Annotated in this window: 27 protein-coding genes; 1 reads left to right on the top strand and 26 read right to left on the bottom strand. The window is 60.4% G+C overall.

Translation table 11 applies throughout. The annotated features are described in order from the left end of the window. Positions 1-158 precede the first annotated feature (158 nt). The 26 genes from VMV64_RS12235 to VMV64_RS12110 all read right to left on the bottom strand — a co-directional run bounded on the left by VMV64_RS12235 (position 159) and on the right by VMV64_RS12110 (position 22,715). Positions 159-974: a thymidylate synthase gene (locus VMV64_RS12235; RefSeq protein ID WP_325330697.1), complete on the bottom strand. Its 816-nt coding sequence runs from the start codon at positions 972-974 to the stop codon at positions 159-161. Positions 975-976: 2 nt separating this feature from the next. After that, a complete protein-coding gene (locus tag VMV64_RS12230; RefSeq protein WP_325330695.1) occupies positions 977-1,726 on the bottom strand; it encodes an arginyltransferase in 750 nt (249 codons plus the stop codon). Then, complete coding sequence (aat, locus tag VMV64_RS12225) at positions 1,723-2,406, bottom strand: leucyl/phenylalanyl-tRNA--protein transferase (RefSeq protein WP_325330693.1); 684 nt, start codon at positions 2,404-2,406, stop codon at positions 1,723-1,725. The genes VMV64_RS12230 and aat overlap by 4 nt, the downstream gene beginning before the upstream one ends. Next, positions 2,403-2,792: a DUF302 domain-containing protein gene (locus VMV64_RS12220; RefSeq protein ID WP_325330691.1), complete on the bottom strand. Its 390-nt coding sequence runs from the start codon at positions 2,790-2,792 to the stop codon at positions 2,403-2,405. Before VMV64_RS12220 ends, aat begins: the two co-directional genes overlap by 4 nt. 222 nt (positions 2,793-3,014) lie before the next feature. Continuing rightward, positions 3,015-3,971 carry a YihY/virulence factor BrkB family protein gene (locus tag VMV64_RS12215; RefSeq protein WP_325330689.1) on the bottom strand — a complete coding sequence of 319 codons (957 nt, stop codon included), beginning with the start codon at positions 3,969-3,971 and terminating at the stop codon, positions 3,015-3,017. 69 nt (positions 3,972-4,040) lie between these two features. Next, positions 4,041-4,325, bottom strand: coding sequence for a hypothetical protein (locus tag VMV64_RS12210; RefSeq protein ID WP_325330687.1), 285 nt, complete (start codon positions 4,323-4,325; stop codon positions 4,041-4,043). Beyond that, the gene (locus tag VMV64_RS12205; RefSeq protein WP_325330685.1) at positions 4,303-4,797 is read right to left on the bottom strand and encodes a YHS domain-containing protein; all 495 of its coding nucleotides are present in this window, start codon (positions 4,795-4,797) and stop codon (positions 4,303-4,305) included. Before VMV64_RS12205 ends, VMV64_RS12210 begins: the two co-directional genes overlap by 23 nt. Before the next feature lie 157 nt (positions 4,798-4,954). After that, complete coding sequence (locus tag VMV64_RS12200; protein WP_325330683.1) at positions 4,955-5,434, bottom strand: hypothetical protein; 480 nt, start codon at positions 5,432-5,434, stop codon at positions 4,955-4,957. Beyond that, positions 5,431-6,255, bottom strand: a complete 825-nt coding sequence (locus tag VMV64_RS12195) for a class I SAM-dependent methyltransferase (RefSeq protein ID WP_325330681.1) — start codon at positions 6,253-6,255, stop codon at positions 5,431-5,433. Before VMV64_RS12195 ends, VMV64_RS12200 begins: the two co-directional genes overlap by 4 nt. A 59-nt stretch (positions 6,256-6,314) precedes the next feature. Beyond that, positions 6,315-7,616 carry a cyclopropane-fatty-acyl-phospholipid synthase family protein gene (locus VMV64_RS12190; RefSeq protein ID WP_325330679.1) on the bottom strand — a complete coding sequence of 434 codons (1,302 nt, stop codon included), beginning with the start codon at positions 7,614-7,616 and terminating at the stop codon, positions 6,315-6,317. A gap of 122 nt (positions 7,617-7,738) precedes the next feature. Then, positions 7,739-8,392, bottom strand: coding sequence for an isoprenylcysteine carboxylmethyltransferase family protein (locus tag VMV64_RS12185; RefSeq protein WP_325330677.1), 654 nt, complete (start codon positions 8,390-8,392; stop codon positions 7,739-7,741). Next, on the bottom strand, positions 8,389-8,622 hold the full coding sequence (locus VMV64_RS12180) for a DUF2933 domain-containing protein (protein ID WP_325330675.1): 234 nt from the start codon (positions 8,620-8,622) through the stop codon (positions 8,389-8,391). The genes VMV64_RS12185 and VMV64_RS12180 overlap by 4 nt, the downstream gene beginning before the upstream one ends. Before the next feature lie 26 nt (positions 8,623-8,648). Continuing rightward, positions 8,649-9,119, bottom strand: a complete 471-nt coding sequence (locus VMV64_RS12175) for a hypothetical protein (protein ID WP_325330673.1) — start codon at positions 9,117-9,119, stop codon at positions 8,649-8,651. Positions 9,120-9,147: 28 nt separating this feature from the next. Then, positions 9,148-11,487, bottom strand: coding sequence for a heavy metal translocating P-type ATPase (locus tag VMV64_RS12170; protein WP_325330670.1), 2,340 nt, complete (start codon positions 11,485-11,487; stop codon positions 9,148-9,150). Position 11,488: 1 nt separating this feature from the next. Continuing rightward, positions 11,489-11,821 carry an AF1514 family protein gene (locus VMV64_RS12165; protein ID WP_325330668.1) on the bottom strand — a complete coding sequence of 111 codons (333 nt, stop codon included), beginning with the start codon at positions 11,819-11,821 and terminating at the stop codon, positions 11,489-11,491. 34 nt (positions 11,822-11,855) lie between these two features. Further along, entirely contained in the window at positions 11,856-12,641 is a 786-nt protein-coding gene (locus tag VMV64_RS12160; RefSeq protein WP_325330666.1) for an HD-GYP domain-containing protein, read from the bottom strand. Positions 12,642-12,651: 10 nt separating this feature from the next. Next, entirely contained in the window at positions 12,652-14,289 is a 1,638-nt protein-coding gene (locus VMV64_RS12155) for an AarF/ABC1/UbiB kinase family protein (protein ID WP_325330664.1), read from the bottom strand. Between the two features lie 65 nt (positions 14,290-14,354). Continuing rightward, a complete protein-coding gene (locus tag VMV64_RS12150; RefSeq protein WP_325330662.1) occupies positions 14,355-14,642 on the bottom strand; it encodes a DUF5676 family membrane protein in 288 nt (95 codons plus the stop codon). A 59-nt stretch (positions 14,643-14,701) separates the two neighbouring features. Then, complete coding sequence (locus VMV64_RS12145) at positions 14,702-15,193, bottom strand: hypothetical protein (RefSeq protein WP_325330660.1); 492 nt, start codon at positions 15,191-15,193, stop codon at positions 14,702-14,704. A 39-nt stretch (positions 15,194-15,232) separates the two neighbouring features. Next, positions 15,233-15,475 (bottom strand): SHOCT domain-containing protein, encoded by a 243-nt coding sequence (locus tag VMV64_RS12140; RefSeq protein WP_325330658.1) that lies wholly within the window; start codon positions 15,473-15,475, stop codon positions 15,233-15,235. Between the two features lie 206 nt (positions 15,476-15,681). Further along, positions 15,682-16,128: a cytochrome c gene (locus VMV64_RS12135; RefSeq protein ID WP_325330656.1), complete on the bottom strand. Its 447-nt coding sequence runs from the start codon at positions 16,126-16,128 to the stop codon at positions 15,682-15,684. Between the two features lies 1 nt (position 16,129). Next, a complete protein-coding gene (locus VMV64_RS12130; RefSeq protein ID WP_325330654.1) occupies positions 16,130-19,264 on the bottom strand; it encodes an efflux RND transporter permease subunit in 3,135 nt (1,044 codons plus the stop codon). 1 nt (position 19,265) lies between these two features. Then, positions 19,266-20,591 carry an efflux RND transporter periplasmic adaptor subunit gene (locus VMV64_RS12125; protein ID WP_325330652.1) on the bottom strand — a complete coding sequence of 442 codons (1,326 nt, stop codon included), beginning with the start codon at positions 20,589-20,591 and terminating at the stop codon, positions 19,266-19,268. Continuing rightward, positions 20,588-21,883 carry a TolC family protein gene (locus VMV64_RS12120; RefSeq protein ID WP_325330650.1) on the bottom strand — a complete coding sequence of 432 codons (1,296 nt, stop codon included), beginning with the start codon at positions 21,881-21,883 and terminating at the stop codon, positions 20,588-20,590. Before VMV64_RS12120 ends, VMV64_RS12125 begins: the two co-directional genes overlap by 4 nt. 71 nt (positions 21,884-21,954) lie before the next feature. Continuing rightward, entirely contained in the window at positions 21,955-22,257 is a 303-nt protein-coding gene (locus tag VMV64_RS12115; protein WP_325330648.1) for a copper-binding protein, read from the bottom strand. Between the two features lie 89 nt (positions 22,258-22,346). Continuing rightward, complete coding sequence (locus tag VMV64_RS12110) at positions 22,347-22,715, bottom strand: hypothetical protein (protein ID WP_325330646.1); 369 nt, start codon at positions 22,713-22,715, stop codon at positions 22,347-22,349. A 149-nt stretch (positions 22,716-22,864) separates the two neighbouring features. On the opposite strand from VMV64_RS12110, the gene VMV64_RS12105 reads away from it, so the two are divergent. Beyond that, entirely contained in the window at positions 22,865-24,331 is a 1,467-nt protein-coding gene (locus VMV64_RS12105; protein WP_325330644.1) for an EAL and HDOD domain-containing protein, read from the top strand. The last annotated feature ends 63 nt before the right edge of the window (positions 24,332-24,394 follow it).

Raw genomic sequence — 24,394 nt, 5'->3', positions numbered from 1 at the left:
CTTTTTTCAGTGTCTATGCCGGGTATTTATACCATATGCGGAACATGTTACTCCGTAATCGCACCGCATGTTTTGAGAAATTAGAGTTGGCAATGGTTGGTGCCTTAAGCGTATTCAATTATCTGGGATTATTCGTTGGTTATTCACTCCGGGTCGATTCATACAGCCACTGGCGCCTTGATAGCGGGGTAGGGGTCATAGCCTTCGAGGGTGAAGTCTTCGTACTTGAACTCGAAAATGTTCTGTACCGCCGGGTTGAGCTTCATCGTTGGCAACGGGCGCGGCGCGCGCGCGAGCTGTTCGCGGGTCTGGTCGAGGTGGTTGAGGTAGAGGTGGGCGTCGCCCAGGGTGTGGACGAAATCGCCCGGCTTGAGGCCACACACTTGCGCCACCATCAGGGTGAGCAGGGCATAGGAAGCAATGTTGAATGGCACGCCGAGGAAGATGTCGGCGCTGCGCTGATAAAGCTGGCAGGATAGCTTGCCAGCCTGTCCTGAGCCTGTCGAAGGGGCGACATAGAACTGGAAGAAGGCATGACAGGGCGGCAGCTTCATCTTGTCGACGTCGGCCACGTTCCAGGCGGAAACGATCAGGCGGCGCGAGTCCGGGGTGCGCTTGATCTGGTCGATCACCTGGCTGATCTGGTCGATGTGGCGGCCGTCCGGAGTCGGCCAGGAACGCCACTGGTAGCCGTACACCGGGCCGAGCTCGCCGTTCTCGTCGGCCCATTCGTTCCAGATGCTGACGCCGTTGTCCATGAGGTACTTGATGTTGGTGCTGCCCTGCAGGAACCACAGCAGCTCGTGGATGATGGACTTGAGGTGGCATTTCTTGGTAGTGACCAGGGGAAAGCCTTGCGAAAGATCGAAGCGCATCTGGTGGCCGAACACGCTGACCGTGCCGGTGCCGGTGCGATCGCTTTTCTGGTGGCCGTGGTCGAGGACGTGCTGCATTAAATCGAGGTATGGGCGCATTTTTATTCCGTTTTGGACAGTTCCGATTTTGGAGGCAGGCGTTGCCAGCGGCTTTCGATCAGCCCCTCCAGCGGTTGGTAGTTGATCTTGTAGGTCATCTTGCGGCTGTGCTCTATCCAGTAGCCGAGGTACAGATAGGGTAGTTCAAGTTCACGGCACAGCGTAGCCTGCCACAGGATGTTGAAAGTGCCGAAGCTGGCGCGGGGCAGGTCGGGGTCGTAGAAAGTATATACCGAGGAGAGACCGTCATTCACCCTGTCGATCAGGCTGACCATGCGCAGGGCGTCGCCCTCGCGGAACTCGACCAGATAGGTGGTGGCGTGGCTTTGCAGTAGGAAACGCTCGTACTGTTCCCGGTCATCCTGATCCATGCCGCCGCCGGCATGCCGTGATGCCTGGTAGCGCCGGTAGAGTTCGTAATGCTCTGGGTCGTAGACCAGTTCTCGCACCGCAGCGGTCATTGCGGAATGGGCTTTCCAGGCGCGCCGCTGGGTGCGGTTGCGCTCGAATTCATCGACCACCAGCCGCACCGGGACGCAGGCCCGGCACTGGCTGCATTGCGGCCGATAGTTGTAGGCTCCGCTGCGGCGGAAACCGAGGCGGATCAATTCGCTGTAAGCCGCGCTGTCAACCAGCTCGTTGGGAGTGGCCACCAGCGAGCGCGCCATCTGTCCCGGCAGATAGCTGCACGGGTAGGCGGAGGTCAGGTAGAACTGCAGCTCGCGCGTGGAAAAGTCATTCAGCAAGTTCATGGTCGGTGCCAGTGTCCGATATCTCCGGGAAAGTTTACCAGTTCCGACAACTTTTGGCTGAATTCGGCGCGTGGAATCTCGCGCGCCCCTAGCGAGGCGAGATGCGCGGTTTTCATCTGGCAGTCGATCATGCCGAAGCCCCAGCGTTCGAGCTGCCTGACCAGATAGACGAAGGCGATCTTGGAGGCATCGGTGGCGCGGCTGAACATGGATTCGCCGTAGAACATCCTGCCCAGACTGACGCCATAGAGTCCACCGACAAGCTTGTCTTCCATCCAGGTTTCGACCGAGTGTGCCAGGCCTTGCCGGTGAAGCTCGGTGTAAGCTGAGATCATGGCGGGGGTGATCCAGGTGCCGCTGTGGCCATCGCGAGGCGCAGCGCAGGCTTCCATGACTTGCCGGAAGGCGGTGTCGATGCGGATTTCGTAGGCCTGTTTCTTTAGGGTCTTGCGCAGCGAGCGCGACACTTTGAGTTCGTCGGGAAACAGCACCATGCGGGGATCCGGACTCCACCACAGGATCGGCTCGCCGGGGTTGAACCAGGGAAAAATGCCGCGTGAGTAGGCGGCGATCAGCCGCTGCGGGGAAAGGTCGCCACCCGCCGCCAGCAAGCCGTTGGGCTCGCGCAGGGCGGATTCGAGCGGCGGGAAAGGGTCGTTAGGGTTAAGCCAGGGGATCACGCCTTGAGGCTATCGCGCACCCGCTCGAGTCGGCCTTTTACTTCCGCCGCCAGTTCCTCGATACCGGGCTTGTCTACCAGTTTCAGCACTGCGGATGGATCCATGAAGGCGACCGTAATCTTACCATCGGCTTCTTCGCGCACTACCACGTTGCAGGGCAGCAGCAGGCCGATATCAGGGTCGGCCTCGATGGCGCGGTGGGCCAGTGGCGGGTTGCAGGCACCGAGAATGCGGTAGGGGCGGCCGTCGATGTTGAGCTTGGCCTTCATGGTGGCCTTCACGTCTATATCGGTGAGGACGCCGAAGCCTTCCACTTTCAGAGCGTCGATAGTTTTTGCGACGGCTGCGTCGAAGGGGATGCTGAGTTGTGTGCTGAATCCGTACATGGAAATCTCCTGGTAAATTAGAAAATACTAATTTTACAAAATTATTGGGCGGGGTGCTCGGTTTTTGTTTTCCAATACAGGTAGACCTGATCCGACCACAAGAATGTAACTCAGGTTACCACATCGTCGATTTCCTGATCCGACAGCTTGCCTTGCCAGGCCGGCAGGGTCGGGTTTATGTTCCTTTGCTCATACGCCGAAAACAATTCAACTCCGGTACCCTTAGTGTGGTTGGCGATCTTTAGATGCCGGGGAGATGTTGTTTTTCACCGCGTCGGTGTGAAGCGCTGCCGGCAGCGTATCGATATGTGCCATGCCGATACGCTCGTACTCGGCAATCACCTGCGCCCCCACCAGCAGCAGCGTGGCGGCAATCTCGAAACTCAACAGCACCACGATCGCCGTCGTGAGCGAGCCGTACACCACGTTCACCTGCGAGAGCGTGGTGAAGTACCACACCATTCCGTGGCGGATGATCTCCCACAGGAGCCCAGCGGTCGCGCCGCCGATAAGCGCGTGGCGCGCCGAGATTCGCCCCACCGGCATGAAGAAGTAAATCGATGAGATCAGCAGGATTTCAGCCCCGACGCCGATGATATAAAGCGTGGCGCGTGACAGCCCGCCTAGCGACCAGCTAGAGCCGAAGACCAGCAGATTCTCCTGGCCGATGGCGAGCAGATTCGCGAGCACGAAGGTGCCGACAAACAGCGCCAGCGCAATGAACGCAATGTAGCCGAAGGGCAGCGCCAACGAGACCAGAAAATGGCGCTTGTGCGTCTTCACACGATGCAGAAAAATCACCGAGATCGCGTTCTCCAGCACCGAGAATGCGAGCGAACTGAAAAACAGCATCGTCCCCAGCAACACCCAGCCCACTACCGTTCGGTGCGCCAGAAATGCTGCCAGTTCCTGCGCCAGCGCCGTCGATTGCCCCGGCACCACCCACTCCAGCGCGCGGCGCAAAGTATTTAACAATACGGCCTGATCGACCACGTGCGATAGTCCGATCACCACCAGGATCAACAGTGGCACGATGGACAGCAGCGTGTAATAGGCCACCGCACCGGCCAGCAGCAACCCCTGATTGGCGCGGAATGCCTTGATCACCTGCAGCGCGAAGGTTGCGGGGTGCTTGATGATCTGTTTGACTTCAGGGGTGACGAGGGTGATGGGGGACATCGAAATGGTTTGGTTCAATCTGTAAGTATCCCCCGTCCGGGGCGTTAAGAGATGTGCGCCTAAGTATGGTCATTTCAACCGCACGACCCGAATTATCCTGAACCTCTGTATTCCGGTCAAATGCCGGTTTTCATCCGCCAGCGCGTCGCGCTCGACGATGTTGAGGAATGGATGATCCACAGGCAGGGCGGTCTTGCGGGTCTGGTGGCTGACAAGGCTGCGCAACTCGCGCCGGTATTCGGCGTCCTGCCCGCTGCCGCCACAGGGAATCTCATGGCTGGCGATGTCGTGGCAGGTCACCTGGCCGGTGGCGAGATAACCGGGCCAGGCGCTAGTGCCCGCTGCCGTGAACATGCCTTTCCTGGACTTCCAGGTTCCCAACCTCGCATTCTTCCTGGTAATGGACGAATGCGAGGCGGAGTCGTTCCGGCCAGCCTTCACCCAGGCTGATACCAATCTCGGCGATTTTCGCCTCGATTTGCTCGGCTGTTACCTGTAACAGATCATACGTCAGCTCTATCCGATACGCCTCGGCCAGCACTTTCTTCACGCCCATCATGGCCGCCAACGCGTCGCTCAGAAGCAAAGCCTGGTCGGTGGAAAGCGCAGGGGCAAGGCGCAAGCTGCGCCGCTTCAGAACTTCCTTCCCCTCCTGCTTCGGTGCTTTGTGGCCCGGCATCCCCACGTACAGGTGAGGATGCGCGATAAAGCTGTCCAGGCATTGTTGCGAACAGAAAGCGTAATGGATGCCCAAATAAACGCTCTCGTTCTGGTGGGCAGCTACTTCCATTCCACATACGGGGTCTATTCGATGGTCATTACTCATGGTCGTCCTATCATTCACTTTGTTCGCCAGGCGCAGCTCAGTCGAAACACTATTAAGAAACTGGAGTGACAGGGGCACGCTCTCTACACGCTCGCCGAACTCTGCCGCCACACCCGCCCAAATCAGTTTTGCCAGCCCATGGCAACCATCTTCTATCTCATGGGCGCCGATATTCGAACTCGGCCTCAATCGTCCCGACGGAATGTATTCTGGCGTGTCCGATTTCGAGGTGAATGCGGTATGGACCCGGATTGGGCATGGTGAAATAGTTGCCGTAGGTAACGGTGCCGGCGATCACCATGGGGTCGAGTTTCTTTTCCTGGCCGGGGAGGCCGAATTCTGAGACCCTGGCTTTAACCCCGGCGCCGCTGATGCGTTTCCCGCTGGCGTCGTCGAACAGCGCGACCACCAGGTGATAGCGGTTTTTCCCGGTGGGTATGCCGTCGTGCATCACCCCTTCCGAATGTATCCTGGGGTGGCCTTTGACCATCTCCGCCGGCAAGACGCCGATATAGATCGCCACGCCGTCCACCACCTTGTGTTGGCTGGTGTCGGCCGCCAGCGATGCCATGGCCGACATCGCCAGAATGCCGGCCAGCATGCCGCGCCATGCGATTGTCGAAAGTCCGTTCTTCATGATGGGTCTCCTGGGTTCATGGGTTTGATTGCCTGCCAGAAAGTCAGCAACTGCATCCGCCGGCCTTGGGTGTGGACCGGGTCGAATTTGGCGTCGCGCAGATAGCCTGGGATTTCCCCCCGCAGGTTGGAGGCGGTCATCGGCATCATCAGCAGTGGCCATGCAAGCAGCCACCACAATACATTGGCGGGGCGGTCGAGATCCACGACGATCAGGCGCCCGCCGGGCTTGAGCACGCGGTAAACCTCTCCCAGTCCCTCCCGCTTGAGATCCGGCGGAAGATGGTGAAGCATAAGGCTTGCCACGGCGACGTCGAAGCTGCCGCTCTCGAACGGCAAATGCTCAATGGCAGCGAGCCTGAACTCGGCTTGACTGCTGCCCACGGCGTTTTTCCGGGCAACAGCGATCATGCGGGGCGCGGGGTCGATGCCCACCGCCAGCCCGGAAGCGCCGACGATTTCCGCCGCCAGGCGCGTCAGAACGCCGGTGCCGCAACCCACATCCAGGAAGCGTTCGCCTGGTTTCAGCGCAGCATGACGCAGCGTTTCATCCCTGAAGCCCTGGCCCAATCCGCAGAGGCGGCAGCCGGCTTCATAAAATGGCGCCAGCCAGTTAAGCGTCATTCCCCGGGTTTTGGGGATAGTCTCTTGGGCTGGATCCGGAAGGCTCGATGTTTCGAACAGTCCCCACAGGATCAGAGCCGGGCAGACCAGCAGCAATGCAGCCAGAATGGCAGTCCATAAGGAAACACCCCAAAGCATGAGAACGCCTGCCGCAAGCCCCAGCGCAGTCCAGGGACACCACCATGACCATTTGTTCATTATGCAAAATCCTTCATCTGTCCATTTCGATCTCTTCCAATGGCAAAGTTCCGAGTCGACTAATCAGCATAAAGATCCCGGCGTGTCAGAGGAGCGGGGCCAAGCCCTTTCCCTTTCTTCGATGCAAGTATTTGGTAGACGCCTGCTCCGCCTTCTTCGAACTGAAGTGCGCAGGCCGCCATGTATAGGCGCCAAACCCGGTACACCGCTTCGCTGATATGCCGTAGCGCTTCCTCCCTGTGTGCTTCGAGGCGATCCACCCAATGCCGCAGGGTGAGGGCGTAGTGGGGCCGCAACGATTCCACGTCCAGTATTTCGAAGCGTGATTGCTCCATGGCACGCTGCACATTGCTCACGCTGTCGAGCTCCCCATCGGGGAAGACGTAACGGTTGATGAACTCCGTAGACACCGTCCTGCGCCAGCCCTCGCCATCGTAAGTGATGCCGTGGTTGAGGAACAGCCCGTCGGGCTTGAGCAGCCGGTGGGCGGTTCCGAAATAGACCGGCAGGTTCTTTAGCCCCACATGCTCGAACATGCCCACGCTGGCGATCTTGTCGAACACCCCCTCGCCTTCCAGGTCCCGGTAGTCCTTGAGTTCCAGGGTTACCATGCCTTCCAGGCCGTGCTCGCGCACCTTGAGCAGCCCGTATTCATACTGGTTGCGGCTGAGGGTGACACCGTGGGCGCGCACCCCATAGTGCCTGGCGGCCCAGCAGACCAGTGCGCCCCAGCCGCAGCCGATGTCCAGCAGCCGCTCTCCCGGCTTGAGGCGCAGCTTCCGGCAAATATGTTCCAGTTTGTTTTGCTGGGCTTGATCCAGATCTTCTTCAGGGGTTTGGAAGTAGGCACAGGAATAGACCATCTGCCGGTCCAGCCACAGCCGGTAGAATTCGTTGGAAACGTCGTAATGGAAGGCGATGGCTTTCCGGTTTGTGTTTCTGGAATGCGGGCGGAAAAAGCGAGAGCGCAAAGGTTGCGACCGCCTTACCGGCGTTCCGGCGTTCGCTTCCGTGCCGGGGCCATCCGTCAAAAGCAGGGCCGCCGCCAGAAAGGCAGCCTTCTCGGGGACGGATAAGGTAAAGGATTGCAGATGATCCTTCAGGCCGAAAACCGCATAAAGGTCTCCCTCCACATCCAGCGAACCCTTGAAATAGGCCTCGGCCAAGCGCAGGGGATCACGAAACAGGATCAGGTCGCGAAAGGGGGCCGAATGATGAAAAACCAGCGTGAAGTCAGGCGTGCCTTCGCCAATGGCCAGCGTTTGCCCATCCCACAAACGTACCGCCAGCTTGCCCGGATAATCTCGGAACACCCGCCGCGCGATACTCCACGCCTGTTTCGCGACGGTGCTTTCAGTCAAGTTCCGTTCCATCTGCTTCTCCTCATATTGCGGGGCAATGGAAACCGCTCAGCTGCAAACCGGGTCTTGAACCAAATCGCATTGTTTTCTCATCGTCCGTCGTTTCATCAGAAATTCGCCAATCATCCGGTTTGGCCCGTGGCTGCGCCGAAGCGCGGAAAGAACGCCGGGGTGCCGGCGGCGTAACGCGCATAAGCGTCGCCAAACTCGGCCGACACCTCGCGCTCTTCGGCCCGCGCCAAACGGATATACATGGCCACCAGCACCGGAAACATCGGCACGGTCAGCACGGTTGGCCACTGCAACAGGAAGCCCAGCATGATCAGCACGAACCCGGCGTACTGGGGATGGCGTATGCGCGCATAAGGCCCGGTCACCGCCAGGGTGTAGGTCTGCTGCGCCCTGTAGAGCACCTTCCAGGCGTTCGCCAGCAGGATGAATCCGCCGAAGATCAGGATAGTGCTGAGCAGATGAAACGGGCCGAAATGGGGGTTGGCGCGCCAGCCGAACAGGAGTTCCAGCAAATGGCCCGCATCGTGGGAAAAAGGATCGAGACCGGGATAGCGGCTTTGCAGCCAGCCCGACAGCAGGTAGATGGTCAGCGGAAAGCCGTACATCTCCGCGAAAAGCGCCACGATAAATGCGGAGAAGGCCCCGAAGGAGCGCCATTCACGCCTGGTTTTCGGTTTGCTGAAACTGAAGGCGAAGACGATGAACACCAGCGAATTGATGACAGCCAGGGACCACAAGCCGTAGGCAGGCGCAGCGGAAGTCATGGCCGGTCCTCCTTCGACTGTTCGCCGTGGTCATGCCCTCCGCCGTGTCCGTGGTGAAACAAGTGCATCAGCGGACAGGCGAGAAGCAAAAGGTAGGGCAGTATGCCGAACAGGTGAGCGCGGTGTTCGGTAAACAGGAAAAAGCTGATGACGGCGATAAACCCCAGCAACGCCCAGTTTGCCCGGCGGCCGGGTTGATCGTGGGAATGATGTTGATGCGGGTCGTCCATGATCCTGCTCTCCTGCGCCCGTCGGCTCAAGGTTTGTATTCGAACTCGGTTTCGATCCTGCCCTTGCCGCGGATACCGGCAATCTCCAGGTGGACCCGGTAGGGGCCGTGGCCGGACAGGATGAACCAGTTGCCGTAGGTCTTGGTATTGTGGATGTTCATCCGCTCCAGCGCTTTCCGCTGGCCGGCCGAGCCGGCCTCCGACACGGTGGCAATGACCTGGGCGCTACTAATGCGCTTGCCGGTGGCATCGTCGAATAGCGCGATCACCACGTGGTAGCGGTCCTTGCCCTGGGGAATACCGCCGTGCATCTCTTTTTCCGGAAACTGCCTGGGGTGGCCCAGGACCATCTCGGCCGGCATCAGGCCGAGGTAGATGGCAACGCCGTCGACGACCTGATAGCGGTCGGTATCGGCTGCCGCCGCGGCCGTGAGTGCGGCCAGGGCCATGGAAACGGTGAGCAGGCCGCGCAACAGCATGAGGGAAAACAGGTTCATGGGAGGGCTTCTTCCCTTGGAAAGGCACCTAATCGACAGACAGTTTGAGCTGCTTGAGCAGCGCCGAATTGACGATCACTGAAAGCGAGCTTAGCGCCATGGCGGCGGCGGCGATCACCGGGTTGAGAAAGCCCAGCGCCGCCACCGGAATCGCCACCGAGTTGTAGAAGAAGGCCCAGAACAGGTTCTGCTTGATCTTGCGCATGGTGGCACGGGAAAGCCGGATGCTGGCTACCACGTCGCGCACGTCGTTCCTGACCAGGATGATGCCGCCGGTTTCCTTGGCCACGTCGGAGCCGGAGCCGATGGCGATGCCGATATCCGCCGCCGCCAGCGCGGGCGCATCATTGACGCCGTCGCCCACCATCGCCACCACCCGGCCCTGCTTTTGCATATCCTGGATTACCGCGGCTTTGTCGGCGGGCAAGACTTCCGCGATGACTCGTTCTATCCCGAGTTCCTTGGCGATAGCTTGGGCAGTGCGCGGGTTGTCGCCGGTGAGCAGAATCACTTCCACGCCCTCGCGTAGCAAGGCGGCGACGGCTTCCTTGGATTCCGGCTTGAGCGTGTCGGCGACGGCGATCACGCCAGCCAGTTGGCCGTCGCACCCCAGCAGCATGGCGGTCTTGCCTTCCGCTTCCAGCCGCGTCATGTGTTCCTCGGCCGCGGTGGTGCTGATCCCTTCGCGCTGAAACAGGCGGCGGTTGCCGAGCAGCACCGGATGCCCCTCGGTTTCGCCGCGAATGCCATGCCCCGGAATAGCCTCGAATCCTGCCACCTTGGGCAGATCCAGCCCGCGGTGCCGGGCTGCGCGCACGACAGCCTCGCCCAGCGGGTGCTCCGAGCCCGCTTCCACGGCGGCGGCGAAGCGCAGCACTTCTGCCTCGTCGAGCGCGCCCAGTGGAATCACGTCGGTTACGTTGGGCTCGCCGCGGGTGAGCGTGCCGGTTTTGTCGAACACCACCGCCGTGAGTTTTTGCGCGCGCTCCAGGATTTCCGCGCCACGGATCAGGATGCCGTTTTCCGCGCCCTTGCCGACACCCACCATCAGCGCTGCCGGCGTGGCGATGCCCAGCGCGCACGGGCAGGCGATGATGAGCACGGCAATGAAAGCGAGCAGCCCTTGCGGAAAGTTGCCCGCCAGCCACCAGCCGGTGAAGGAAAGAACGGCGATCCCCACCACGGCGGGAACGAAATAACCGGTGACCTGGTCGGCGATGCGCTGGATCGGCGCACTCGATGCCTGCGCCTCTTCCACCATCTTGATGATCTGCGCCAGCGCCGTTTCCGCGCCGACCCGCGTCGCCTTGAAGCGGAACAGCCCGGTGCGGTTCAGGGTGCCTCCAATCACCTGCGCCCCCGGCGCCTTTTCCACCGGCATCGATTCCCCGGTAAGCATGGATTCGTCCACCGAGGAGGCGCCTTCCAGCACCACGCCGTCGGTGGGGATTTTCTCGCCGGGGCGCACCACCACGGTTTCGTCCACCATCACGGATTCCGCCGGTACTTCCATCTCGTTTCCCTCGCGCATCACGTGCGCGCTGGCGGGCTTCAGGTCGAGCAGCTTGCGCACCGCGGCGGAGGAGCGTTTTTTGATCATCTCCTCCATGTACTTGCCCAGCAGCACGAAGGCGATGATCACGGCGGAAACCTCGAAATAGACATCGCGCTCCTCGACTTTCACCGGCAAAACCTCGGGAAAAAAGATCACGGCGACGCTGTAGAAATACGCCACCGACGTGCCCAGCGCGATCAGGAAATCCATGTTGATGGTGCGGGTGCGGACGGCGTTCCACGCGCCCTTGTAGAACCCCCAGCCGCCGATGAACTGCACCGGGGTCACCAGCAGGAACAGCCACATCCCCCAGGTGAACCAGGGAAGGGCGGGGATCGGCGCCCAGGTGACGATGGTGGCGCCCGCCGCCAAGGCGATGAAGGCGGCGGCGCGCAGGATGGCCAGGAACAGCACGCCGGTGAGGGCGATCGCGACCCGCGTGCGCATGGACTTGAGTTCGGCTTCAGGCGACTCGAAGGTGCGCTGACAGCCCACGCTGCAGAAGTAATAAGCCCTTCCGGCGCGCTCGGTTTTGAGCGCGGTGGTCTTGTCCACCACCATGCCGCAGATCGGGTCCTTGGCCATTTCCTTGCCGGCTTTTTCCGGTTGCGCGGGCGCGGCCATCGTTTGGCCGTGGGCATGGGCATGCGCAGTGGCGGCCCGCTTGGTCCCGCCGGCGAACTGTGCAGGATCGGCCTGAAACTGGCTGAGGCAGCGAGCGGAGCAGAAGTGGTACGTCTGTCCGCCGTAGCTGGCGGTATCTACCGCATTTTTTTCGTCCACTGTCATGCCGCACACCGGGTCGATCGCCATCTCAGCCTCCTTGATTTTCCAGTCCTGTCGCGAAGACGAAAATAAATTCGCCACCGTTGATATTCACTCCCAAGTTACCACCGTGATTTTCAGCATAAGCAAACCAACCGGGCTTGTCGCCGGTGCACTCTTGCACTTCTGGGTATCCCACGTTGTTTTTACCGTCGAGCCAAGCGACCAGCATCGTCTCCCCGGCGGCTTTCTCGGCAAGGGCGCAGGCGAGGATGTGAGCGGCGGCGTAATCCAAGGCCACACCCTGGACGCTTACATCGATCTCTTTAATATTTCTGTGCGTGTCCTGGGCCAAGGTGAAACCGGGGCCGACGGTTTTCATGTTTTTCTCCTGTTCAAACCTTAGTCTGCTTCTTTTAGCCTGCCTCCATCGCGATAGGTGCCATCCCGCATTTCATTGCCACCATCTCACGCAAGGTTTTTTCCTCGGCGCTGAACGCCTCCACCGCCAGCGGATCGAACTGCGTCCTGGCTAAGCGCTGAATCTCCGCCATTGCCGCGTCGAAGGGCAATCCTTTGCGGTAAGGCCGATCGGAGGTGATCGCGTCCAGGGTATCGATCACCGCGAACAGCCTCGCCCAGAGGGGGATGGCGTCACCCGCCAGCCCGCGCGGGTAGCCTGATCCATCGAAGCGCTCCTCGTGGCTCAGCACGATCTCGGCCGCCTCGGCCATGAAGGGCACGGTTGCCAGGATGCGCTGGCCGATCTCCGGATGGGTGCGCATGACGGCCCATTCGTCCTTGGTCAGTGGCCCCGACTTGAGGAGTATGGCGTCAGGGATGCCGATCTTGCCCAAGTCGTGGAGCAGGGCGCCCCAATAGACCTGGTGCAGACGCTGCGGGTCGCTGGTGAAATGCCGCGCCAACACCATGGTATGGCAGGCCACCCGCTTGGAATGCAGTCCGGTTTCGTGCTCGCGCGCGTCCAGGGCTGCCGCTAGCGCTTCCGCCAGGGCGAGATAGGCGCTATCCCGCTCCGCCTCGATGCCCCGGTATTCCTTGCGTCCCAGAAAACACCCTTCGCAGCAGTATTCCTCGCCCTCCCGGATGAATGGCGGGCTGGCGATGGGAGCGCTGCAGACATGGCAGCGCTTTTCCCCCTGCGGCGGAGCGGTAATGATTCCGGGTTGTGCCAGTTCCATGGGGCGCTCCCTACAATTTTCCGGACCGCAGGATCGCCACCGCCCACCACAGGCCGAGAAAGCTCGCCAACAGGTAGCCCAATAATCCCAGTATGGGGATGCCTTGGTAATGGGGGCCGGTATGAAACGACATCACGATGGAAGAACCGACCACCACGGCGGCGATGATCAGGCTGAAGCTCAGCCGATTGCTGGCGCGGTCGATGTGCTGCTCCATGCCTTCCAACTGCTCGTGGCGGACGCGCAGGGTTGCTTCGCCTTTTTGCAGCTGGCGCATTCCTTTGGTCAGCATATCGGGAAAGCCAAACATGGCCATCCGCAGCGCGGTTGCGGCGCGGTATCCCCTGACCAGTCCGCCCGTTGGGCTCAGACCCGGCACCATTTGCCGCCCTATCATGCGCGGGACATAGCCTTGCAAGGCTACGTCCATATTAAAGGCAGGGTCCAGCGTGCGCACTACGGCTTCCATGGTCATCAACGCCTTGCTCAGTAGCAGGAACTCCCTCAGCACCCGGATATGGTGGCGCCGTCCCAAGTGGATGAACTGGTGCAGAACTTCGGCAAAGGAAGAGCCCTGGGTGGACGCGGCATAATACTCCTCCAGGGCATCCTCCAGATCCCGCGTAAATACGGCCAGATCCACGTCCGCTGTCGCGCCGCACAGGTCCAGATAGACGCCGGCCATCCACTCCGCATCCCGCACGATGAGAGCCAGAAAGAGCTGTCTCAGATTGTCTTGATCGCGCGGGGAGAGGCGGCCCACGATGCCGAAATCGTGAAAACCCAGGCGGCCGTCGCCCATGATGAACACATTCCCGGGGTGGGGGTCGCCGTGGAAGAAGCCGTGTTCGAACAGTTGGGTTAAATAGAGACGCACCAGAGCCTCCGCCAGGCGGCGCCGCTCCGCCGGGTCCGCCGGGTGGTCCGCGCTGATCTTGTGTCCCTGGCTACGCTCCATGGTCAGGACGCGTTTGCCGGATAGCTCCCAGAATATCTGCGGCACGTAAACCGATGGATCATCCTTGAAGTTGTCGCGAAAGCGGTCCGTGTTGCGACCTTCGCGGTGAAAATCAAGTTCGCGCAGTATGGTTTCCGCAAATTCGTCCACCAAGCCCAGTGGATCATAGGGCAGGCTCTCCGGCACATGGCTGTTGAACAATCTGGCAAAGCAAAACAGAATTTCCAGGTCGGCCTGGATCACCTGTTCGATGCCGGGGCGCTGTACTTTGACGATGACCGACGTGCCGTCGTGCAGGGTTGCCGTATGGACTTGGGCGATGGAAGCTGCGGCGAGCGGCGACTCGTCAAAGGCGGCAAAGAGCTCCGCCACGGGCTGGCCCAATTGCTCCTCGATGATCCGGCGGGCCTCCTCCCCGGGGAAAGGCGGCACCGCATCCTGCAGCTTCTGCAGTTCGCTGATGATGTCTTGCGGGAACAGGTCCCGCCGCATGCTGAGCATTTGACCGAATTTGACGAAAGTGGGGCCGAGTTCTTCCAGTGCCGCCCGCAAACGCCGGGCATCGCCCAATGCCGCCGGGGCTTGTTCCACGGTTTCTTTAGGGAGGTAACCTTTCAGGCGCAGGCGGTCGACATAATGTCCCCATCCCTTTTCCGCCGCGACGCGGAGAATATCGGTGAGACGCCGCAAATCACTTATCGGAAGATGGCTTGCTGTTGGAAAGGGCACATCGGCTTTCATGGATTTGCGTCTTGTTATCGACAGCCCGGGCATCGCCTGACCAAGTTGTACATGACGGCGTAAATAGCGCCTGTCACGAAACCTGTCAGCACGATGCCGGATAAGCCGTAGAGGAATACGCCCAGTGTGAATACCCTCGCGGTGGGCTGCAGGACGCGAAGGTCCACGCCGTGAAACCAGGCGTTGAAAAATTCCAGCGTGGCGACCGGCCATAGGGCAAAGGCCGCGGCGCAGAGGGTGTAAACAATGGCAAGTGTTAACGCCAGGGCGGACCCTGCCGCCCAAGGGTTGAGTCTGTCCACCTCATGGCCTCCTTCCATTCAAAGGAGCTAACCTTCGAGTCCGAAAAAGCGCTATTAAGCTATTTTTCTTGCTTAGGCTGGACTTGCGATTTCGTCATCTGCTCCATCATCATTTGCATCATATCCATGCGTTTTTCCATCATGTTCATCCGGTTCGTCGCGGCATCGGGGGCCGTCCCACCGCCCATCATGCCCATGCCGCCGCCCATCATTCCGCCTTCCATCATGGGGCAGCCCATCATGTCGCTCATCATGCCCTTGCCGAGCATCATGTTTTCCCGCATGGTCTGCATGTGCTCCTGCAACAGCCTTTGCCGCTCCTGGGGATTTTTTGCGCGAACGATTTTGTCCAGTTGCGTCTGCATCTTCTTGGTATTTTCTTTCATGGTTTGCACGGATTTGTCCACGCTAGCCGGAGCAACAGGCGCCGCAGTGGTGGCGGATTGGGTTTTCGGTTGATCGGGATGGTGCGCGTCGTCGGCAATGGCATAGGGCGCGCTCAAGGCAAGTGCAGTGAGGGTTGCGAACACTAAGGTATTGATCGTCTTCATGGCTTTTTCTCCTTACTGGTTAATGTTGATGGCGCGTCTTCATGGTTGTTCTTGCTGCGTCTTCAAATCGTCGCGCTTCTGCAAAAATTCGTCGCGACTGATTTCACCCCGCGCATATGCCTCTTCCAGTGTTTCAAGCGGGGTTTTGCTTTGCCTGCCTGATTTGGAGCCGGTTGCCAGATATTTGATGGCTGCCAACAGCAGAATAATTGGAACCAGCCAGATCAGCAGCATGCCGAGCCAGCCCCCGAACATCCAAGCGCCATGGTCGTAGCCGTACATCATGTGTGGTGCCCTTCGTTGCCTCGGAAAATCGGCCTAGCCGTTGGGGCTGTCACGCATTCGCTTCAGCCGATCCAAGCTTCCTTACATTCTTGCAAGATGCGGATAAAATATTGGGCGGTAATGGGAGTAATTCCTATTATAGACAGTCTTCCTGAATTGCAAGTTCCCCTCAGTGCGTCCCAGGCGAAAGGGTTGCCGCTCAATTAATTTTGAGCCTGCCCCACCTTGGTAACCCACTGCAGGTAAATGGCATCCGACCACAGCGAGGTGATCCAGGTGATCACCTCGTCGATTTCCTGGTCCGACAGCTTGCCTTGCCAGGCTGGCATGTTGGCCCGTCCATCAGGACTGCCCTGGTGAACGAACTGTTTCATCTGGCTGCTGGTGAGGCGCCAGACCCGGCCGTTGCCGTCCAGCGGCGGGGGCAGAAGCTTGCCGTCCGGGCCTGGCTGCTGCCAGCCGGGTTTGCCTTCGCCGCCGTTGCCGTGGCACACCGCGCAATTGGTCAGAAATACCCGCTCGCCGCGCGCCAGCACGTTCTTGTCGTACTGGCGCAGGCCCTTGCCCTGAACTTCCGGCTGTTTGTCGCCTTCGCCGCAGCCGGCTAGCAGGGCCGTGCAGAGTGTGGCAATGATGAGTTTGTTGTTCACATCAACTCCTTCTGAAAAGTGTCCATTCCTTGACCAGTGCATACAGCGCCGGGATCACTACCAGCGTCAAAATCGTCGATGAAATCATGCCGCCCACCATCGGCGCGGCGATGCGGCTCATTACCTCGGAGCCGGTGCCGCTGCTCCACATGATCGGCAGGAGGCCGGCCATGATCGCCACCACCGTCATCATTTTCGGCCGTACCCGCTCGACCGCGCCTTCCATCACTGCGGCGTAGAGATCGGCCGGGGCCAGTTTCCCATTTTCTGCTTCACGTTTGGCTTTAATCTCATTCAGCGCGTGGTCGAGGTAGATCAGCATCACCACCCCGGTCTCTGCCGCCACTCCGGCCAGTGCGATGAAGCCCACCGCCACGGCAACCGAGAGATTGTAGCCCAGCGCCCACATCAGCCACACTCCGCCGACCAGGGCGAAGGGTACCGACAGCATCACGATCAGGGTTTCGGTGAGGCGGCGGAAGTTGAGGTAGAGCAACAAGAAGATGATCGCCAGCGTTACCGGGATGACGATTTTCATCTTCTCGGTGGCGCGCTCCATGTACTCGAACTGGCCGCTCCAGGTGGCGTAGTAGCCGGACGGGAACTTGACCTTGTCGCGCACCGCCTGTTGCGCCTCGCGCACGTAACCGCCAATATCGCGGTCGCGGATGTCGACGTAGATGTAGGCCGAGAGCAGGGCGTTCTCGGTGCGGATCGCCGGCGCGCCCCTGGCGATCTCGATTTTCGCCAGCTGGCCCAGCGGTAACATCGCGGGCGGGCCGCCCATTTCGCCGCCGACCGGCACCAGCACTTGCGTGGCGATCATCTGCGGGTCGCTGCGCAACTCGCGCGGGTAGCGCACGCTGACGCCGAAACGCTCGCGGCCTTCCACCGTGGTGGTGACCATTTCCCCGCCGAGGGCGGTGGCGATCACGTCCTGCAGTCCGCCCACGGTGATGCCGTAGCGGGCCAGCTGATCGCGCTGCGGCTCAATGTTGAGATACAGCCCGCCGGTGAGGCGCTCGGCGTAGGCGCTGGTGGTGCCCGGCACCTGCTTCACCACGGCCTCGATCTCCTTGGCCAGTTTTTCCATGCCGTCCAGATCCTTGCCGAACACCTTGATGCCGATAGGGGTGCGGATGCCGGTGGAGAGCATGTCGATGCGCGCCTTGATCGGCATGGTCCAGGAATTGGCGACGCCGGGGATCTGCAGCGCCTTATCCAGTTCGGCAATCAGCTTGTCGATCTTCATGCCCGGTCGCCATTCGGCTTCCGGCTTGAGGTTGATGATGGTCTCGAACATCTCCAGCGGCGCCGGGTCGGTGGCGGTTTGCGCGCGCCCGGCCTTGCCGTAGACCGAGGCCACTTCGGGGAAGCCCTTGATAATTTTGTTCTGGGTTTGCAGCAGCTCCGCCGCCTTGGTCACCGACATGCCGGGCAGCCCGGTGGGCATGTAGAACAGCGTGCCTTCGTTGAGGGTGGGCATGAATTCGCTGCCCAGCTTTGAGGCCGGATACAGGCTCACTGCCAGCGCCGCCAGCGCCAGAACGATAGTCAGCTTCTTCCACTGCATCACCCAGGCGATCACCGGCCGGTACAGCCAGATCAGGAAGCGGTTCACCGGGTTCTTCGCCTCGGGAATGATATGTCCGCGGATGAACAGCATCATCAGCACCGGTACCAGGGTCACGGAGAGCAGAGCCGCGCCGGCCATGGCGAAGGTCTTGGTGTAGGCGAGCGGCGAGAATAGCCGTCCTTCCTGCGCTTCCAGCGTGAACACCGGCAGGAAGGAGACGGTGATGATCAGCAGCGAGAAAAACAGCGCTGGGCCGACCTCCTTGCACGCGTCTATCATCGCCTGGGCTCGCGATTCGCCGGGCTTGAGCCGCTCAATGTGCTTGTGGGCGTTCTCGATCATGACGATGGCCGCGTCCACCATCGCGCCGATGGCGATGGCGATGCCGCCCAGGCTCATGATGTTGGAGTTCATGCCCAACAGCCGCATGGCGATGAAGGCGATCAGCACCCCTACCGGCAGCATGATGATGGCGACCAGGGCGCTGCGCACATGGAGCAGGAATACGATGCAGACCAGAGCGACGATGGCGCTTTCTTCCAGCAGCGTGGTCTTGAGGTTGGCGATGGCGCGCAGGATCAGGTCGGAGCGGTCGTATACCGTTGTTATACTGACGCCTTCGGGCAGGCCGCTGGCGACTTCCCTGATTTTCTCCTTGATGTTGGCGATCACTTCCAGCGCATTCTGGCCGTAGCGCGCCATGACGATGCCCGATACCACCTCGCCCTCGCCGTTGAGTTCGGTCAGTCCACGCCGCTCGTCCGGGCCGAGCTCGACCCGGGCGATGTCGCGCAGCAGCACCGGCACGCCTTTTTCGCTCTTGACCACGAGCTGCTCCAGGTCGCTCTTGCCGCGCAAATAGCCCTTGCCGCGCACCATGTACTCGGTTTCGGCCATTTCTATCACACGCCCGCCGACATCGCGGTTGGAGTCGCGGATCACCTGGGAAACCCTGGACAGCGGTACGTCGTAAGCCTGCAACCGGCGCGGGTCGACCACCACCTGGTATTGCTGGACGAAGCCGCCGATGCTGGCGACTTCGGCCACTCCGTGCGCCTTGGTTAGCTGGTAGCGCAGATACCAATCCTGGATGGTGCGCAGCTCGGCCAGGGATTTGTTCTTCGCCAGCACCGCGTACTGGTAGACCCAGCCCACGCCGGTGGCATCCGGCCCGAGTTGGGGCGAGACGCCTTGCGGCAGGCGGCCGGCAAGGGAGGTGAGGTATTCCAGCACGCGCGAGCGCGCCCAGTAGATATCGGTGCCGTCCTCGAAAATCACGTAGACGAAGGAGGCGCCGAAGAAGGAGAAGCCGCGCACGACTTTCGATTTCGGCACCGACAGCATGGCGGTGGTGAGCGGGTAGGTGACCTGGTCTTCCACCACCTGCGGGGCCTGTCCGGAATACTCCGTGTAGATGATGACCTGGGCGTCGGATAGGTCGGGCAGGGCATCGAGCGGCGTCTTCAGCACGGCATAGATACCGCCGCCGATAATGGCGAGGGTGGCCAGCAGGACCAGGAAGACGTTGCGCGCCGACCACTCGATGAGGCGATTGAGCATGTCAGTGCCCCTCGTGAGCGGTGGCTGGTGTCGCCGCGGGTTTGGTCTGGCTGCTGCCCATGCTGCTGAAAGCTGCCTTGAGATTGCTTTCCGAGTCGATCAGGAAGTTGGCCGTGACTACGACCTTTTCGCCTTCGCCCACCCCTTCCAGCACCTCGACGTAGTCGTTTCCCTGCACGCCGAGCTTCACTTCGCGCGGCTCGAAGCGGCCTTCGGCCAGTTCCACCAGTACGGTCTGACGGGAGCCGCCATGGAGCACCGCCGAAGCCGGAACGGTCAGTACTTTTCCCCGGCTAGTCGCAGCCAGCTCGACATCGGCATACATTGCCGGCTTGAGCAGGCCACCCGGATTGGCGAGTTCGAGTCGCACCGGCACGGTGCGGGTCTGGGCGTTGAGGGTGGGATAGACATAGACCACCTTGGCGGAAAATTCCCTGCCGGGGTAGGCGTTGACCTTGATCCTGGCATTCTGCCCCGGCTTGACCAGGGCCAGATCCTGCTCGAACACATCGGCGATGATCCACACCGAAGACAAGTCGGCGATCTGGTACAGCACATCGCCGGGCATGAAGCGCATGCCCTGCACCGCTTTCTTCTCCATCACGATGCCGTTGGCCGGCGAGCGGTAGGTGAGGGTGCGTTTGCTGTCGCCGCTTTTGCTTAAGGCCAGGATCTGCTCGTCGGAGATATCCCAGTTTTTCAGACGGGTCAGACTGGATTCGGCGAGTTGTTTCATGCCTGCCTGTGCTTCTGAACTCGCGTTCTTCAGGTCACGCTGGCCTTGTTGGGCAATGGCGTATTCTTTCTGCGCCGATACCAGTTCCGGGCTGTATACCTCAAGCAGGGGCTGGCCTTTCCCCACTGTCTGGCCGGTGGTGTTGACGTGCAGCTTTTCGATCCAGCCCTCGAATTTGGGGGCCACGGTGTAGGTCAGGCGTTCATCGGCTTCGACCCGGCCGACAACACGAATGCTGCGTGCCAGATCGCGCAGGCTGGCGGCCTCGGTGCGCACGCCCAGTTTCTGGATTTTTTCGGGGCTGATCCTGACCTGTTTGGCCGCATGGGGGCTGCCGTCCTCGTCGCCTTCATAGACCGGGATGTAGTCCATCCCCATTTCGTCCTTTTTCGGTACCGGCGAAGTGTCGGGCAGGCCCATCGGGTTACGGTAGAACAGGAGCTTGGGCTCTTTCTTGGCCGGTGCTCTGCTGGCTACAGGCGCTGTCGGCGCGCCGCCGGGTCCGAACGCGCCCTGGTTGCCCAGCCAGTAGCCGGCGCCCAGTGCGGCGGCGATGACCGCACTCATTGCAATGGCTGTGGTCTTGTTCATAGGTCTTCTCCCAACAGTCGTTCGATTTCGGCCAGCCGGAACTGCATTTCGCCCTGGGTTTTGAGCAGGCTGAGTTTGGTAGTGCGGATCTGGCGCTGGGCATCGAGCAGAGTGGCGAAATCCACCTTGGCGATTTCATAGCTCGCCAGCGCGGCTTTGAAGTTCAACTCCGATTGAGGAAGCAGACTGGTGCGAGTGAGGTTTTCGGTATAGCGCGCGTTGTCGAGAGCCGAGACGTTTTCGGCCAGGTCGGCAGTCAACTGGTTCAGGGTGGCCTCCTTGCGCGACTCAGCCGCAGCCAGCATGGCCTGCGCTTCGCGCTCCTGGGAGCGGCGGCTTTCCTGCTGCAATGGAATGTTGAGCTCGATCATCAGCTCCCATTCGTTGACGCGGCTGCCGGTCTGGATCGGCGATAGGCCCAGGTTAAAATCGGGGTAGCGGTTTTTGTAGACCAGCTCGCGGTTCTTGGCAGCAGCGGCGACGCGCGCTTCCTCGACGAACAGCTGTGGGTTGCGGGCGCGCAACCGTTCTTCCAGCGCGGCATGGTCGAGCCGGGCCGGCGAGGGGATAGTCCGCAGCCGTTCGGGTTCGGCAAGCGGCGCCATGGTCGGCCGCTTCAGCAGGGCATTGATCTTGACCTGGGCGTGGTGGCGTTCGTTGCTGATCGCCACCAGTTCGCTGCGCATGCCGGTCTGCTCGATCTGGGCGCGGATCACGTCTTGCTGTGGCACCAGGCCGCTGGCATAGCGAGCCTGGGTGATTTTTTCCAGGCTGCCAGCCAGGTCGAGCAACTCACGGGTCACGTTTTCGGAGTGCGACAGCACGTAATATTGGGCATAGGCGGCCTTGAGGCGCGCCGCCAGTTCTGTCCAGTTGGTCGTGGCGCGGCCTCGTGCTTGGTCGGCCTCGGCTTCGGCGACTTCGCGCTTGAGATCGCGCTTGCCCCAGAATGGCACGGGCTGGATCAGGGTGTACTTGGTACTGCCGATGCGGCCAGGCAGCAGGTTGGGGCTGGCGTCCATGCCCTGGTTGGTGATGTTGCGCAGTTCAGTGCGCAGGGTAGGGTCGGGCAGGGCACCTGCAGGATAGACCCGCTCGGCAGCGGCTTCTGCCTCGTAAAGCGAGGCGGCGAGTTCGGGGTTTTGGCTGCGTGCCAGTTCCAGTAAGCTTTCCAAACTGGATCCGGGCGGGGCTGCTGCGGGTTCGGCCAGCGCCGACGCGCTAGCCAGTGCCAAAATGAGCGCAATCGTATGCAGCTTTCCAAGCTTGATTGGATAGCGATGAGGTTTCATTTGCCTCTGTCCTTGAAGAAGAGAAAATCGATATCAGCAACGGGAAGCCTTGCGGCTTCCTGTCAGCCGGCTTATTTCGCTGGTTCGATGTGCGAAATCACGTAACCGGTTTTAGCTTCCTTGGTAAGGCCGAAAGTTACCACCTGGCCGGCTTTGATGCCCGACAGAACCTTCTTGTTGGCCACTTTGAAGTCCATCGTCATGGCGGGCCATTGGATAGAGGGGATGGCCTCGTGAGAGATGTTCACGGTAGCCGTCGCGGCGTCGATTTTGTTGACAGTGCCCTTGCCGCTCGCCGCATCTGCGGCTTGGACGGCGGAAACCGCCGTCAGCATAGTGGCGGCAGCGAAGAGGGTGATCAATGCTTTTTTCATGATTTGCTCCTTAAATTAAAGTCGTGCATGCGGCGGGCCATGGGCAAAATAGCCCATAGTCCTGCATACAATTCAAAATTCGGCAGAACTCAGGAAAAAAGCGCGTGAGGGGGGCGTTGAGGTTGTTCAGGAAAGAACAGCGGGAAGTGTGTGCCAGAAGCGAATTTGAAAGAGAAGCTGGCGTTATCGCTTAAGCCGGTGGGTGTGGGCAGGAGAGCGGGCGCGCCGCCCAGGTGGCAATAGCCGCAATCGTCGCACTGCGTTTGGGGTGTGGCGGAGGGGGTGTTCTGATCATGGCCGCAATCATGGCCACCATGCTGGTCTTGCATCCCGGCCTGCATTGCTGGCGGCGGGGTGTGGTCGTGACGGCAGGATGACATCCCGGCCGCGGCGAACCCCTGCAGTGGGAGCCACAGCAGCAGAAAGCCGAGGATGAGATTGCGCAGGCAGTGCCTCATGATTATTTGTGTATCGATTTTCTTGTGCGTTTACAGTGTGAGCATAAAGCAAAAGAGGCCGTTACCGCAATATAAGTTTCCGAACGCAGGGTTTATCCGCGTAGGTGGTTGCGTGCTAGAATCGGCCAAGCTTTCATGGAGTCCATTAATTGCTAGGGAAATATCTGAAATTCCTCAGGAGCGGGAAATCCGGCAGTGACAAGCCCAATGCCGTGCCGCCCGCTTCCAAGCCCGTGGCAACGACTTCCTTTTCCGGCGGCTCCATTCCCTTGCTCGACGCTCTTCCGTCAGTGGCGGCTGAAGAGTCGATCGACACCGGCCATATCGCGGCGGATAACGTGGTAGCCAGCATTCCGGAAATCGAAACGAGCGGCCATCGGACCAATGCGGAAGAGCTGCGGCAGAAAATCATCGGTCGCCAGCCGGTTCTGAATCGCTCCCAGCAGATCATCGGCTACGAATTGCTGCTGCGCAGTAAAGTCCTGCCCACGGTCAAGGCGCCAGACGCAGCGCTGAGGCGGATGCAGGACGAGGCCCTGATTCGCTGTCTGGTGGGCCTCGATGTCAACCGTCTGCTTGAGGACAAGCTGGCCTTTGTCGGAATTTCCCCTGTCATGCTGGAAAGCCCTCTGCTGCGGAAATTACCCGGCAAGGGGGTGGTGCTGGTCGTGTGCCCGGACCAGGACATGCTGGAGGATAACCTGCTGCGCTGCCGCGAATTAAGGAGCCTGGGCTACCAGATTGCGCTCGATGATTTTGAGTTGAAACAGGGTCTGGGGCAATTTGTTACGCTGGCGAGCTTCATCAGGGTGGACGTTGCCCGCTTCAACGCCATTGAACTCGGCAAGCTGGCGGATCGCTTCCTGGATAAGCCTACGCCGCAGCTGCTGGCGAAAAACGTGGAGACGGATGACGATTTCGAGGCCTGTTACAAGATGCATTTTCATTGCTTCGAGGGCAATTACTTCACCCGCCTGCGCCCTTCCATGCCGCCCCATGTAGATAGCGACCGCATCAGGGTTCTGGAACTGCTCAGCATGGTGAAGAGCGAGGGAGAAATCTCGCAGCTGGAGGAAGGATTCAAGCACGATGCGATGCTTTCCTACAAGCTGCTGCGTTACATCAACGCGCCGGTCAACGGCTTTCAGCAGCAAATCCGCTCCATCGCCCATGCGTTGGTGATTCTCGGCTACAAACAACTGTATCGCTGGCTGACGTTGCTGCTGTTTACCAGCGGCAAGGCGGATCCGCGTAGCAAGGCGCTGTTGCAGAATGCGTTGGTGCGTGCGCGCATGACGGAACTGCTGGGCCAGGGCAAGCTGCCGCTGGCCGAGCGCGAAGGCTTGTTCATTGTTGGGATATTTTCCTTGCTGGACGTGTTGCTGAACGTGCCGATGGAACAGGCGCTGGAGCAGCTGCAACTGCCCGACCCGGTTATGGCGGCGCTGGCCCGTCGCGAAGGCGTCTATGCCCCTTTCCTGGCGCTTTCTGTGGCGTGCGAGGAGGCAGACCAGGAGGCGATCATTGAGCATGCCGCCGCTTGCGGGCTGGATGCCAATGAGGTCAATACTGCCCAAGTCAAGGCGCTGATCTGGGCCGAAGAAATCAACTTATGAGATGCGCCGCTAAATAGCGGCCACTTTTCCCTTTTTCCCTAGCTAGTCGTGGGGCCCCGACCA

Source organism: Sulfuricella sp. (assembly GCF_035531155.1).
Lineage (GTDB): Bacteria > Pseudomonadota > Gammaproteobacteria > Burkholderiales > Sulfuricellaceae > Sulfuricella.
The sequence above is the reverse complement of the archived record's forward strand: the minus strand, read 5'-3'. Positions and strand labels throughout refer to the sequence as shown.